This window comes from Streptomyces sp. NPDC001852, assembly GCF_042891825.1.
Taxonomy (GTDB): domain Bacteria; phylum Actinomycetota; class Actinomycetes; order Streptomycetales; family Streptomycetaceae; genus Streptomyces.
Genome location: NZ_JBIATN010000002.1, coordinates 438,784 through 452,347, shown reverse-complemented (window position 1 = coordinate 452,347; position 13,564 = coordinate 438,784). Strand labels below are relative to the sequence as shown.

Annotated in this window: 14 protein-coding genes; 8 read left to right on the top strand and 6 right to left on the bottom strand. The window is 71.8% G+C overall.

Annotation, left to right across the window (positions count from 1 at the left end):
* Positions 1–19 precede the first annotated feature (19 nt).
* Positions 20–424: an ectoine synthase gene (locus ACFYZB_RS04845; RefSeq protein WP_351209468.1), complete on the top strand. Its 405-nt coding sequence runs from the start codon at positions 20–22 to the stop codon at positions 422–424.
* A gap of 6 nt (positions 425–430) precedes the next feature.
* On the top strand, positions 431–1,336 hold the full coding sequence (gene thpD, locus ACFYZB_RS04840) for an ectoine hydroxylase (protein WP_351209467.1): 906 nt from the start codon (positions 431–433) through the stop codon (positions 1,334–1,336).
* A gap of 59 nt (positions 1,337–1,395) precedes the next feature.
* Here the strand turns inward: thpD and ACFYZB_RS04835 are convergent, their stop codons facing one another.
* The 5 genes from ACFYZB_RS04835 to ACFYZB_RS04815 form a co-directional block, all read right to left on the bottom strand.
* Positions 1,396–2,457, bottom strand: coding sequence for an aminotransferase class V-fold PLP-dependent enzyme (locus ACFYZB_RS04835; RefSeq protein ID WP_388754364.1), 1,062 nt, complete (start codon positions 2,455–2,457; stop codon positions 1,396–1,398).
* A 95-nt stretch (positions 2,458–2,552) separates the two neighbouring features.
* Positions 2,553–3,269: a DsbA family oxidoreductase gene (locus ACFYZB_RS04830; RefSeq protein WP_388754362.1), complete on the bottom strand. Its 717-nt coding sequence runs from the start codon at positions 3,267–3,269 to the stop codon at positions 2,553–2,555.
* A gap of 75 nt (positions 3,270–3,344) precedes the next feature.
* Positions 3,345–3,848, bottom strand: coding sequence for a GNAT family N-acetyltransferase (locus ACFYZB_RS04825; RefSeq protein WP_388754360.1), 504 nt, complete (start codon positions 3,846–3,848; stop codon positions 3,345–3,347).
* A 70-nt stretch (positions 3,849–3,918) separates the two neighbouring features.
* Complete coding sequence (locus tag ACFYZB_RS04820; protein WP_388754357.1) at positions 3,919–4,527, bottom strand: DUF1349 domain-containing protein; 609 nt, start codon at positions 4,525–4,527, stop codon at positions 3,919–3,921.
* 40 nt (positions 4,528–4,567) lie between these two features.
* On the bottom strand, positions 4,568–6,097 hold the full coding sequence (locus tag ACFYZB_RS04815) for an aldehyde dehydrogenase (NADP(+)) (RefSeq protein ID WP_388754355.1): 1,530 nt from the start codon (positions 6,095–6,097) through the stop codon (positions 4,568–4,570).
* Between the two features lie 141 nt (positions 6,098–6,238).
* Here ACFYZB_RS04815 and ACFYZB_RS04810 point away from each other — a divergent pair, with 141 nt between their 5' ends.
* The 6 genes from ACFYZB_RS04810 (at position 6,239) to ACFYZB_RS04785 (ending at position 12,049) form a co-directional block, all read left to right on the top strand.
* On the top strand, positions 6,239–7,009 hold the full coding sequence (locus tag ACFYZB_RS04810) for an IclR family transcriptional regulator (protein WP_351209461.1): 771 nt from the start codon (positions 6,239–6,241) through the stop codon (positions 7,007–7,009).
* A gap of 50 nt (positions 7,010–7,059) precedes the next feature.
* Positions 7,060–7,530 (top strand): GNAT family N-acetyltransferase, encoded by a 471-nt coding sequence (locus ACFYZB_RS04805; protein ID WP_351209460.1) that lies wholly within the window; start codon positions 7,060–7,062, stop codon positions 7,528–7,530.
* Between the two features lie 123 nt (positions 7,531–7,653).
* The gene (locus ACFYZB_RS04800; protein WP_388754350.1) at positions 7,654–8,598 is read left to right on the top strand and encodes a hypothetical protein; all 945 of its coding nucleotides are present in this window, start codon (positions 7,654–7,656) and stop codon (positions 8,596–8,598) included.
* Positions 8,595–9,884: a sensor histidine kinase gene (locus ACFYZB_RS04795; RefSeq protein ID WP_388754348.1), complete on the top strand. Its 1,290-nt coding sequence runs from the start codon at positions 8,595–8,597 to the stop codon at positions 9,882–9,884. Before ACFYZB_RS04800 ends, ACFYZB_RS04795 begins: the two co-directional genes overlap by 4 nt.
* Positions 9,881–10,540, top strand: a complete 660-nt coding sequence (locus tag ACFYZB_RS04790) for a response regulator transcription factor (RefSeq protein ID WP_351209457.1) — start codon at positions 9,881–9,883, stop codon at positions 10,538–10,540. The genes ACFYZB_RS04795 and ACFYZB_RS04790 overlap by 4 nt, the downstream gene beginning before the upstream one ends.
* Before the next feature lie 54 nt (positions 10,541–10,594).
* Complete coding sequence (locus ACFYZB_RS04785; RefSeq protein WP_388754345.1) at positions 10,595–12,049, top strand: peptidoglycan D,D-transpeptidase FtsI family protein; 1,455 nt, start codon at positions 10,595–10,597, stop codon at positions 12,047–12,049.
* Between the two features lie 18 nt (positions 12,050–12,067).
* Here ACFYZB_RS04785 and ACFYZB_RS04780 read toward each other — a convergent pair whose 3' ends face one another.
* The gene (locus tag ACFYZB_RS04780; protein WP_388754342.1) at positions 12,068–13,465 is read right to left on the bottom strand and encodes an NCS2 family permease; all 1,398 of its coding nucleotides are present in this window, start codon (positions 13,463–13,465) and stop codon (positions 12,068–12,070) included.
* Positions 13,466–13,564: the final 99 nt, after the last annotated feature.

Genomic DNA, 13,564 nt, shown 5'->3' with positions numbered 1-13,564 from the left:
AACTAGGAGTTGCACCACTGTGATCGTCCGATCGTTCAAGGAGATCGAAGGCACCGACCGGCACGTCAAGGCGAAGTCCGGTACCTGGGAGAGCAAGCGGATCGTCCTCGCCAAGGAGCGGGTCGGCTTCTCCCTGCACGAGACCGTCCTGTACGCCGGCACCGAGACGTCGATGTGGTACGCCAACCACATCGAGGCCGTCGTCTGCACCAAGGGCGAGGCCGAACTCACCGACCACGAGGCCGGGACGACGTACACCATCACGCCCGGCACCATGTACCTCCTCGACGGGCACGAGCGGCACACGCTGCGCGTCAAGGAGGACTTCCACTGCATCTGCGTGTTCAACCCGCCGGTCACCGGGCGGGAGGACCACGACGAGAACGGCGTCTACCCGCTGCTCACCGAGCCCGAGGAGGTGTGAGAACCCATGACCGCTGCCACGAACACCGCCCCCGTGAAGGATCTCTACCCGACCCGCGGCGCCACCGAGGTGACCGTCCCGCGTCAGGACCCGGTCGTCTGGGGTTCCCCGGACACACCGGGCCCGATCGCCACGGCCGACCTGCAGGGGTTCGAGCGTGACGGCTTCCTCGCCATCGAGGAGCTGATCACCCCGGACGAGGTCGAGGTCTACCGGCGCGAGCTGGAGCGGCTGGTCACCGACCCGGCGATCCGCGCGGACGAGCGCTCCATCATCGAGCCGAAGTCCAAGGAGATCCGCTCGGTCTTCGAAGTGCACCGGATCAGCGAGGTGTTCGCGAACCTGGTGCGCGACGAGCGGGTGGTCGGCCGTGCCCGGCAGATCCTCGGTTCGGACGTCTACGTCCACCAGTCCCGGATCAACGTCAAGCCCGGCTTCGGCGCGAGCGGCTTCTACTGGCACTCGGACTTCGAGACCTGGCACGCCGAGGACGGCCTGCCGAACATGCGCACGGTGTCCGTCTCGATCGCGCTGACCGAGAACCACGACACCAACGGCGGACTGATGATCATGCCGGGCTCGCACCGGACGTTCCTCGGCTGCGCCGGCGCCACGCCCAAGGACAACTACAAGAAGTCGCTGCAGATGCAGGACGCGGGCACGCCCTCGGACGAGGCGCTGACCGCGCTGGCGGGCGAGCACGGCATCCGGCTGTTCACCGGCAAGGCCGGCTCGGCGACCTGGTTCGACTGCAACTGCATGCACGGCTCGGGCGACAACATCACACCGTTCCCGCGCAGCAACGTGTTCATCGTGTTCAACAGCGTCGAGAACACGGCCGTGGAGCCGTTCGCGGCTCCGGTTCGGCGGCCCGAGTTCATCGGTGCGCGCGACTTCACTCCGGTGAAGTAACCCCCCAGCACCGGGCCGGGGCCTCCTCGTGTGGGACGGGGGGCTCCGGCCCGGTCGTGTCAGCCGGACAGGGCCTCGAGCAGCCGGTCCACGTCGGCGGGGGTGTTGAACAGGTGGAAGGAGGCGCGGAGGTTGCCCGCGCGGTTCGAGACCTCGATCCCCGCCTCGCTCAACTCGGGCTGCCGGGAGCCGAGTCGCGGCACCGAGACGATCGCCGAGCCGGGGGCGGGCACCGGCTCGTGGCCGAGGGCGGCCAGCCCCGCCCGGAACCGGTCGGCGAGGGAGACGTCGTGGGCGTGCACGGCGGCCACGCCCAGTTCCTCGATCAGCTCCAGCGAGCGGCGCAGGCCCGCGAAGGTGAACAGGGCGTGGGTGAGGTCGAACCGCCGTGCGGAGTGGGCGAGTTCGGCGACCGGGCCGTAACAGCTGTCCCACGGCTTCTCGGCGGCGACCCACCCGGCGAGCACCGGGCTCAGCCCGCCGAAGTCCTCGGGGACCGTAAGGAAGGCCGCGCCGTGCGGGCCGAGCAGCCACTTGAAGGAGACCGTGGCGGTGAAGTCGTAGGCGCCCGCGTCCATCGGCAGCCAGCCGGCGGCCTGGGAGAAGTCGACGTAGGTGCGTGCCCCGTGCGCGCGGGCGGCCTCCCGCAGGGCGGCCAGGTCGGCGATGCGCCCGTCGGCGGACTGGGCGGCGCTGACCGCGACCAGCGCGGTACCCGGACGGACGGACTCGGCGATCCGGTCCAGCGGCACCGTGCGGACCTTGAGGTCGCCTCGGACGTGGAAGGGGTTCATCACGGAGGTGAAGTCGTCCTCGGCGGTGAGGACCTCGGCGCCGGCGGGCAGCGAGGCGGCGATCACGCCGGTGTGCGCGGCGACCGAGGCACCGGCGGCCACCCGGGTGGCGGGGACGCCGGCGAGCCGGGCGTACGCGGCCCGGCAGGCCTCCACGTCCTCGTACAGGGGGGTCAGCGGCCGGCCCTCGGCCCGCAGCAGCGCCGCCTCGTGCAGGGCGGCGACGGTACGGGCGGGCAGCAGGCCGTTGCCGGCGGTGTTGAGGTAGGTGCTCTTCGGGGTGAACTCGGCGCGGACGAGGCTCTCGAACGTCTCCGTGGTCTCCATGGGACCACTGTGCGGCCCCGTGAAGTCGTAGTCCATTGCCGATTTTTGCGTGGAACCGCTCAGGAAGCCTTATACGTCCGCGCCGACCTGCGGTTTCAGTGCTGCGGTACCGCGCACCCGTCCGGGCCGCACGCGTCGGCATCCCCCTGGTCGACGAGCTTCAGCGGTGAGCGCTCGCCCCAGGCCTGGGTCAGCGCCTGGGTGAAGACCTCGGCGGGCTGGGCGCCGGAGACGCCGTACGTGCGGTCGAGGACGAAGAAGGGCACGCCGGTCGCGCCGAGCTGGGCGGCCTCGCGCTCGTCGGCGCGGACCTCGTCGGCGTAGCGGGAGGGGTCGGCGAGCACCGCGCGGGCGGCCCCGGCGTCGAGACCGGCCTCCGCGGCCAGCTCGACGAGCCGCTCGTCGCCCTCGGTGAAGACGGACCGCTCCTCGGCGAAGTTGGCCCGGTACAGGATCTGGATCAGCTCGTCCTGCCTGCCCTGCTCCTTGGCGAGGTGCAGCAGGCGGTGCATGTCGAAGGTGTTGCCGTGGTCGCGGCCCCGGGTGCGGTAGTCCAGGCCCTCGGCGGCGGCCTGGGCACCGAGGTTGTCCTCGCCGGCCTCGGCCTGTGCCTCGCTCATGCCGTACTTCCTGGTCAGCATGGTGATCACCGGCTGGACGTCGCCCTTGGCGCGGTCCGGGTCCAGCTCGAAGGAGCGGTGCACGACCTCGACGTCCTCGCGGTGCGGGAAGGCAGCCAGCGCCTTCTCGAAGCGGGCCTTGCCCACGTAGCACCAGGGGCAGGCGATGTCGCTCCAGATCTCGACGCGCATGTCTTCGGCTCTCCAGGTCGTACGGGCGCGGAGGCTCTCTCCGCCGCCGGTACGTGAACGTTCAAACAGCTGTGTTCATTCCCCTTGCACCGAGAAGCGCAGGAAAAGATGGTGGTCGCCCTCGGCCGGCGGGTTCTCCGGGTCGGGGACCCAGCCCTGGCGGGCGTAGAAGGCCTGGGCGCGCCGGTTGTCCACGTGGACGTCGAGGACGGCCGCCCGTCTGCCGTCGGCCCGCCACGCCTCCACGCAGGCCGCGTGCAGGGCCGTACCGACGCCGGAACGCCAGCGACCGGGGTCGACGTGGAACTGGAACAGCTTGACCGTGTCGGCGGGTGCGCCGTCCGGGGTGCGGAAGGAGGCGACGCCGGTGATCGTGCCGTCCTCCGCCACGCACAGCACCTGGCCGTCGGGCCGCTCCACGGCGCTGCGCCAGGCGGCGGCCCAGTCGATGCCGTCGTCCGGGAGGCCGTCGGGATAGTACGTCGAGCGAGCCCGGCGGTGCAGTGCGGCGATGCGCTCCACCTCGGCGGGCAGCGCGGTGCGGATGACGCGGGTCCCTCGCACACGGTCACTGATCATGCAACGAAGGACGCGGGCCGCCTCTGCCGCGGTTCCGAGGCGGGTGAACCGGGTGCGGCGGGCGCAGGGCCTAGTTCCCGTCCCTCAGGTCCTGCGGCCAGCTCGGCCTGAACCCGATGTGGTCGTAGGTGACCACGCAGCCCTCCCCCAGCGGCGACTGGGTCATGAAACCGACCAGGGCCGAGTCGGTCTCCTTCTCGTCCCCCAGCGTGAACAGCCGCACGAAGGTCCAGCGCTCGCCGTCCCGGGAGGCGTGGAAGGCGAAGGCGCGCCCGGTCCGGCTGACCCGCAGCCACGCCGAACTCCCCTCCACCGTGAAGGAGTTGGCGTCGTCGGAGTGTCCCCGGGTGACCACCGTGCAGACGGTGGGCACGTCCGGGGAGTACTCCAGGCACAGCTTGGCCCAGGCCCGCTCGCCGACGTGGACGTAGAGCACGCCCGCGTCGAAGGACGCGTTGAACCCGACGGTGACCCGGGCGATCAGCTGGAAATCGCCTTCCGGCGCCCCGAGCAGCCGGGGCGCGTCGGAGGCGGGGTCCAGGGCCTCCCCCGTGGGCGGGACGAACCGGTCCTGCCGGGGGCCGGCCCATCCGGTCAGCACACCGTCCTCGTACGACCAGTTCCCGTCGGGCCCGTAGGTACGCAGCAGGAAGGGGAGTTCGGGGAGTTCCACGTCCATGGCGCGAGTGTCTCAGGTTCCCTGTCGTAAGGACCGGTGTTCAGCGCTCGAGGCGGCCGTTGAACCGCCGGGGCAGCCCGAGGGGGTTGTCGTCCTTCAGCTCGGCCGGCAGCAGGGCTGCGGGCGCGTTCTGGTACGCGACCGGCCGCAGCCACCGCTCGATGGCCGTACCGCCCACGGACGTGGACGTGGAGGTCGTCGCCGGGTACGGCCCCCCGTGGTGCTGGGCCGGCGCCACCGCGACCCCGGTCGGCCAGGCGTTCACGACCACGCGGCCGGCCAGCGGAGTCAGCTGGGCGAGGAGTTCCGGACCCCGCCCCTGTCCGGCGGCCTCCTCCGAGGACAGCTGGACGGTGGCCGTCAGATTGCCCGGCAGCCGGGAGAGCACCGCCGCGGCCTCCGCCTCGTCGGCGTAGCGGGCCACCACGGTGACCGGCCCGAAGCACTCCTCCAGCAGCAGGTCGTACGCCCCCTCGGAGGCCAGCCTGTCCGCCGGCACACTGAGGAACCCGGCGCTGACGGTGTGTTCGCCGCCCGCGCCCGGGGTGACCGGGGAGTCGACGTCGGCCAGCCGGCCGCGCTCCTCGACCCCGGCGACGAAGTTGTCCCGCATCCGGTGGTCGAGCAGCACCCCCGCCCCGGTGTTGCTCACCGCGGCCGTCAGGGCCTTGACCAGGCCGTCCCCCGCCGCGCCGGACGGCACCAGCACCAGACCGGGCTTCACGCAGAACTGCCCGACGCCCAGCGTCATCGATCCGGCGAGCCCGGTGCCGATCTCCTCGGCGCGCTCGGCGGCGGCGGCCTCGGTCACCAGGACCGGGTTCAGCGAGCCGAGCTCACCGTGGAACGGGATCGGCACCGGGCGGGCGGCGGCCGCGTCGAAGAGGGCGCGTCCGCCCCGTACCGAACCGGTGAAGCCCGCCGCGGCGACCAGCGGGTGCCTGATCAGCTCGACGCCCGCCTCGAAGCCGTGCACGAGGCCGACGACGCCCTCGGGGATGCCGTGTTCGGCGGCGGCCCGGCGCAGCACCTTGGCGACCAGCTCGGACAGGGCCGGGTGGTCGGGGTGGGCCTTGACGACGACCGGGCAGCCCGCGGCGAGCGCGCTCGCGGTGTCGCCGCCGGCGACGGAGAAGGCGAAGGGGAAGTTGGAGGCGGAGTAGACGGCGACGACGCCCAGCGGCACCTTGTAGCGGCGCAGGTCCGGGATGGGCGGGGTCGCCGTGTCGTCGGGGTGGTTGATGACGACGTCGAGGAAGGCGCCCTCGTCGACGATGTCGGCGAAGGCCCGCAGCTGGTAGCTGGTGCGGGCGAGTTCGCCGGTCAGCCGGACCGGGCCGAGGGCGGTCTCGGCGTCGGCGGTCTCGACCAGGCCGTCCCTGGCCGCGTCCAGGCCGGCGGCGGCCGAGCGCAGGAAGGCGGAGCGCACCGCGCGGTCGGCGAGGGAGCCGCGTGCGGCGTGGGCCGCCCGGACCGCCCCGTCCACCTCCTGGGCGGTGGCCTCCACGGCAACCTGCTCACGCTGCTTCCCGGTACGCGGGTCGACACTCCAGACTGGTGCTGCTGCCACCGCGGGTCCCTCCAGTAAGGCCGCAATAACTGGGGCTGACTAGGGCCAACCATCAGCCGCGTTCGATATACTGAACACTGTCTCTGATGATGAATATGCTGCTCGGAGACTATTTCCCGGCGATTGAAGGGGTCAAGGGCGATGTCGGCAGGCGAGACGGGCGGGGCACAGGTCAAGTCCGCGGTACGGACCGTTGAATTGCTCGAGTACTTCGCCGGCAAGCCCGGCATGCACTCCCTCGCGGCCGTCCAGGAGGCCGTGGGATACCCCAAGTCCAGCCTGTACATGCTGCTGCGCACGCTCGTGGAGCTGGGCTGGGTGGAGACCGACGCGACGGGCACGCGGTACGGCATCGGGGTGCGGGCGCTGCTGGTCGGCACCTCGTACATCGACGGCGACGAGGTGGTGGCGGCGGCGCGCCCGACCCTCGACCGCCTCTCGGACGACACGACCGAGACGATCCACCTGGCCCGGCTCGACGGCACCAACGTCGTCTACCTGGCCACCCGCCAGTCCCAGCACTACCTGCGCCCCTTCACCCGGGTCGGGCGCCGGCTGCCGGCCCACTCCACCTCCCTCGGCAAGGCGATCCTCGCCACGTACAGCGACGAACAGGTGCGCAAGCTGCTGCCGGAGACGCTGCCCGCGCTCACCGAGAACACCCTCACCGACCGGGAGAGGCTCATCGAGGAGCTGCACCAGGTGCGGGAGCAGGGCTTCGCGGTCGACCGCGAGGAGAACACGCTGGGCCTGCGCTGCTTCGGCGTGGCGATCCCCTACCGCACGCCGGCCCGGGACGCGATCAGCTGCTCGGTGCCGGTGGCCCGGCTGACGCCCGCCCACGAGCAGATGATCAAGGACGCGCTGTTCGACGCCCGCGACCGGCTGACACTGGCGACCCGCAGGCTCTGAGGCGCGCGGTTCATGGGTTCGCCGCCCGGGCCGTCGTAGGCTCGGGCCCCATGGAGATCGCGCTGCGTGCCGTCGAGGACAGTGACCTGCCGGTGTTCTTCCGGCAGATGACCGACCCGGAGTCCGTCCGGATGGCCGCGTTCGGCCCGGAGAAGCCCTACGACCGGGCGTCCTTCGCGACCCACTGGGAGCGGCTGCGCACGTCCTCCGACGTCCTGCGCACGATCCTGGCCGACGGCGACGTGGCGGGCAACGCGGCGGTCTACGGGCTGGCCGGCGAGCGCGAGGTCACCTACTGGATCGACCGCGCCTACTGGGGCCGCGGTGTGGCGACGGCGGCGCTGCGGGCCCTGCTCGGCGAGGTGCCCGAACGGCCGCTGTACGCGCGGGCGGCGGCCGACAACAGCGCGTCGCTGCGGGTGCTCCACAAGTGCGGCTTCCGCGAGACGGCCCGGGCCCACGGGTACGCGAGCGGACGGGGCCGGGAGATCGAGGAGGTCGTACTCGTCCTGGAAGGCTGAGCCCGCTCACGCCGGACACCGGAGCCCGCTCCTGCTGGAGGGTTGCGCTTCTCCGCCGTGCGGCGGAGGCGGATCGTCGGCGTGCAGGAGGTGAACGCCCCCGGCGCGCGGGAGCGTTGAGGCATGACGATCTCGACCGCATCCGTCCCTGCCGGTGTCTCCGCTCGGCGGCGCTCGCTCCGGCTCGTCGCCGTCGTGGCCTGCGTGCCGTACCTGTCCCTCAAGCTCGCCTGGATCGGCGGGAGCCATCTCGGCATCCCGGACGGCAGCCCGCTGCTCAGGCACCGGCTGACCATGGTGCTCGCCAACGGCCTCACCGTGCTGATGGACGCGGCCGTCGTGGTGCTGGCGCTGCTGCTGACCCGGCCGTGGGGGCGACGGGTGCCGGCCCGGCTGCTCGCGGTGCCGATGTGGCTCGCCGTGGGGCTCCTCGCGCCCATCATGGTCGGCTTCCCGCTGCAACTCGTCCTGGAGGGCACCGGCGGCGGGGGCGGCGGCGCGAGCGACAAGCCGTTCCTCGACGACTGGGTCTTCGGGGTGGTGTACGGCGGGTTCATCGTGCAGGGGCTGGCGCTGGGCGCGCTGTTCGCCGGGTACGCCCGCGAGCGCTGGGGGCATCTGTGGCGGGGCCGGATGCGGGAGCTGCCGGCCGGGGGCGCGGGGCGGGTGCAGCGGCGTACGGCCGTGGCGGCGGGGCTCGTCGCGCTGCTGCCGGGTGCGGTGCGGCTGCTGCGGGCCTGCGGGGCGGCCGCGCCCGACGGCAGCGGCGACCGGTCCCTGCAGTGCGTCTACGTCCTCTTCCTCGTGGCGGCCGTCATCGGTGCGGGGCAGCTCGCCTTCCACCGGGGCGGTGCGCTGCCGGTCGCCGTGCCGCTGCCGCTGGCCTGGACCGGCTCGGGGGCCGTGGCGTGCTGGGGCGGCTGGATGTCACTGGCCACGCTGGTGTCGGGCGACCGGCCGACACCGCTGACCGGCCTCACCTACGCTGGACAGATGATCACCGGCTTGCTCGTGGCGGGCGTCGTCGCCCGCTTCCTCACGGACCGGACCGCCAAGGCGCCGCGGTGACCAGGGCGTTGTGGCTGCTGTTCGGCGGGCGGGCGCGGCGCCGCTGGATCCATCTGATCCTCGGCGGCGCACTCGCCATGCCCTACGTCCTCGTCGGTTCGTTGATCGTCGGACCGCTCACCGGCGTGGACGACGTCTTCCGGTCCCTGCCGCTCCAACTGGGCTCGTTCGCGGTCGGGTTGCCGATCGCCGCCGTCACCTCGCTGTTCCCGCTGACCCGGCCGCTGGAGTCGGCGGCGGTCAGGGCCCTGTGCGGGATCGACGCGGACTCCCTCGCCCACGGCCCGGCCCGGACACGGGCCGAACGGGCCCGTACGGCGGCCTGGTTCACGCTGCACCTCGGCTTCGGCGGGATCCTCGCCGGGATGTCGCTGGCCGTGCCGCCGTTCGCGGTGGTGCTGATCGTGCTGCCCCTGTTCGCCGGGCTCCGCCCTCGGCCACTCGCCCCGCCCCATGTCCTCGACCACGTCTGGGCGTTGGCGCTCTCCCCGGTCGCGGGCCTTGCCACGCTCCTCGCGCTCGCCGCGTGCGCCGCCGGCTGCGGGGCCCTGCTGGCGCGCTGGGCGCCCGCGCTGCTCGGGCCCACCCCCGAGGACCGGCTGGCCGCCGCCGAGGCCCGCGCCGCCGACCTCGCCGTGCGCAACCGGCTCGCCCGCGAGCTGCACGACTCCGTCGGCCACGCCCTGAGCGCCGTCACCCTCCAGGCGAGCGCGGCCCGGCGGCTCCTCGACAGCGACCCGGAGTTCGTCCGCGAGGCGCTCGCCGCCATCGAGGAGACCACCAGGCGCACGGTCGGCGAACTCGACGCCGTACTCGGTGTGCTGCGGGACGGGGACGCGCCGGGCACCGCGCCCGCGCCGACCCTGGAGAGCGACCTGGACGGGCTGCTGCGCCGGACCCGGGCCGCCGGGCAGCCCGTGACGGCCACCGTCGGCACCGACCCCGCCGCCCTGCCGCCGCTGGTCTCCCGGGAGGCGTACCGGATCGTGCAGGAGGGGCTGAGCAACGCCCTGAAACACGCCGGCTCGCCCGTGGCCGTGCGCATCACCACCGACGCCGGGCACCTGGAGATCGCCGTCGAGAACCCCCTGGGTGCCGCCCGGGCTCCCCGGCCCGGCGGCGGCCACGGTCTGCGGGGCATCGCCGACCGGGTACGGCTGCTCGGCGGCACGGTGCGGGCGGGACCGTCGGAGGACTCCTGGCGCCTCGCCGTACGACTGCCCCTGACCACGCCCACGACGCCGCCCGGCCCGCTCACCCCACCGCTTTCGAAGGGATCCGCATGACCCGTCCGGCCCTCCGCATCGTCCTCGCCGACGACGAGCGCATGGTCCGCACCGCCCTGCGTGCCATCCTCTCCGCCGAACCGGGCCTGGAGGTGGTCGGCGAGGCCACGACCGGCGCCGAGGCCGTGTCCGTGGTCCGGGAACTGCGGCCCGACGTCGTGCTCATGGACGTCCGCATGCCGGACGTCGACGGCATCCGGGCCACCGAGCAGATCGTCGGCACCATGGCGCAGCCGCCGCGGATCGTCGTCGTGACCACCTTCGAGAACGACTCCTACGTGTACGACGCCCTGCGCGCCGGAGCCGCCGGCTTCCTGCTGAAGCGATCCGACGCCGAGGCACTGGTGCAGGCGGTACGGCTGGTCGCACGCACCGACAGCCTGCTGTTCCCGTCGGCCGTACGGGCTCTGGCGGCCGAGCACGGGCGGGCGGCCGCCCCGTCCGCGCCCTGGGTGAGCAAACTCACCGGACGCGAGCGCGATGTGCTGCGGCTCATGGCCGACGGACTGACCAACGCCGAGATCGCCGGGCGGCTGGACGTGGGCCCCGCCACCGTGAAGTCGCACGTCGCCGCGGTGCTGGCCAAGACGGGCACCCGGGACCGCACCCAGGCGGTGATCGCCGCCTACGAGGCCGGTTTCCTGAGCACGCGATGAGAAAACGGGGCGTACGGGAACGATCGGCCCCGTCCCGGTCGTCTTCGGAGCGGGATGAACAAGACGATCAGGCGGGCGTCCGTCTTCGCGCTGCTGCTCGTGCTCGCTCTGCTGGTCAGGGCGACATGGGTGCAGTTCTACGACGGCAAGGCCCTCGCGGACGACAACGACAACCGGCGGAACGTGATCCAGACGTACTCACAGCCGCTCGGGAACATCATCGTGGCCGGAAACGCGATCACCGGCTCCACGCGGACCAAGGGGAGCGACCTCGCGTACAAGCGGACCTACACGGACGGCAGCCTCTACGCGGCGGTGACGGGCTACGCCTCGCAGGCGTACGCCCCCACCCAGCTGGAGGGCATCTACAAGGACCTGCTCAACGGCACGGACAACCGGCTGAAGAACGTGCTGGGCACGCTCACCGGCAAGCGCGCCGACCCGGGGAACGTGCTCACCACGATCGACCCGGACGTGCAGAAGGCGGCCTACCGCGCGCTCGGCGGCAAGAAGGGCGGGGCCGTCGCGATCGACCCGAAGACCGGCAAGATCCTCGCGGTGGTGTCCACGCCGTCGTACGACCCCTCCGCGCTGACCGACGCCAACACGGCCGGCATCGCCTGGAAGCAGCTCAACGCGGACCGGGACAAGCCGCTCACCAACCGCGCGCTGCGCCAGCCGCTGCCGCCGGGATCGACCTTCAAGCTGGTCGTGGCGGCGGCCGCGCTGGAGGACGGGCTGTACAAGAACGTGGACGAACCGACCGACAGCCCCGACCCGTACGTCCTGCCGGGCACGGTGCGTCCGCTGACGAACGAGAACAAGTCGGCGCCGTGCAAGAACGCGTCGATCCGCCGGGCCCTGCAGTACTCCTGCAACAACGTCTTCGGCCACATGGCCGTACAGCTCGGCCAGGACAAGGTGAGGGCCATGGCCGAGAAGTTCGGCTTCAACGACGACGCGCGGGACGTGCCGGTGCGGGCCTACGCCAGCGTGTACCCCTCCGGCATGGACAAGGCGCAGACCGGTCTGTCCGGAATCGGCCAGTTCGACGTCACCGCGACCCCGCTGCAGATGGCCATGGTGTCCGCGGCCATAGCCAACGGCGGCAAGCTGGTCTCGCCGCATATGGTGTCGCAGATCACCGACAGTGGCGGTGATGTGTTGCAGAACTACGACGACAGCGCGGACAGCAAGGAGATCGTCTCCTCCTCCACCGCCGAGCAGCTCCAGTCGGCGATGGAGACGGTCGTCAAGGAGGGGACGGGCACGAACGCCCTGATCGACGGCGCCACCGTCGGCGGCAAGACCGGCACCGCCCAGCACGGCGAGAACAACAGCAAGACGCCGTACGCCTGGTTCACGTCCTTCGCCAAGTCCGGCACCAACGGCAAGGAGGTCGCCGTGGCGGTGATGGTCGAGCAGTCGGACGCGGCACGGTCGGAGGTCAGCGGCAACGGTCTGGCGGCGCCGGTGGCGAAGGCGATGATGCAGGCGGCGCTGAAGTGAGCGCGTGGTGAGCAGCCCTCACTTCACCCCGAGGATCTGCTCGACGGGGTCGATCGCGAAGTACACGAGGAACAGCGCCGACACCGCCCACAGCAGCCAGTTGACCTCCCGTGCCTTCCCCAGCACCGTCTTGATGACGACGTAGGAGACGAAGCCCGCCCCGATCCCGTCGGTGATGGAGTAGGTGAACGGCATCGCCGCGATGGTGAGGAACGCCGGGACGGCGATGTCGTACCGGTCCCAGTCGATGTGCTTGACGTGGGTCATCATCAGGAAGCCCACCGCGATCAGCGCGGGCGCCGCCGCCTGGAGCGGGACGATGGTGAGCAGCGGGGTGAGGAAGAGGGCGAGGCCGAACAGGCCGCCGGTGACGAGGTTGGCGAGGCCGGTGCGGGCGCCCTCGCCGACGCCGGCCGCGGACTCGATGTAGGCGGTGTTGGAGGAGGCGGAGCCGAGACCGCCGACGGCGGCCGCGGCGCCGTCGATGAACAGCACCCGGCCGATGCCGGGCACCTGCCCCTTCTCGTCCAGCAGCCCGGCCTCCGCGCTGATGCCGACGATCGTGCCCATGGCGTCGAAGAAGTCGGACAGGATGAGGGTGAAGACCAGCAGGACGGCGGTGAGGACGCCGGCCTTGGCGAAGCCGCCGAACAGGCTGAAGTGACCGATGAGCCCGAAGTCCGGGGCGGCGACGAGCTTGTCGGGGACCTTGGGCGTGGTCAGACCCCAGCTCCTGATGTCGGCGACGGCGTTGATGATGATCGCGACGACGGTCATCGTCACGATGCTGATGAGGATCGCGCCCTTCACCTTCCGCGCGAGCAGCGCGATGGTCAGCAGCACACCCAGACAGAAGACCAGCACGGGCCAGCCGGTCAGGCGTCCGACGGCGCCCAGTTGCACGGGGACGGTGGTGTGCGCGGCGTCCGGGATGCGGCTGACGAACCCGGCGTCGACGAAGCCGATGAAGGCGATGAACAGGCCGATGCCGACGCCGATGGCCTGCTTCAGCTGCTGCGGGATCGCGTTCATGATGGCCTCCCGCAGTCCGGTGAGGACCAGCAGGCAGATGATCAGGCCCTCCAGGACCACCAGGCCCATCGCGTCGGGCCAGCTCATCAGGGGCGCCAGCTGGAAGGCGACGACGGCGTTGAGGCCGAGGCCGGCGGCGATGGCGAGCGGGAGGTTGCCGCCGACGCCCATGACGATCGTCATCACGCACGCCACCAGCGCGGTGGCGGTGACGAGTTGGCCGGTGTCCAGCGTGTGCCCGAACTTGTCCTTGGCGCTGCCCAGGATGATCGGATTCAGGACGAGGATGTAGGCCATGGTGAAGAACGTGGCGAAACCGCCGCGTATCTCCCGGCCGAGCGTGGATCCCCGCTCTGAGATCCTGAAGTACCGGTCCACTGACATGGTCCCACTCCTCGTCACCTGATGATCGACCTGCGAATGCTGGCTGGATTGTTCCCCTGTTCAACCTGTTTCAGGTTTTCCCTGTGTTACGGAATCCGG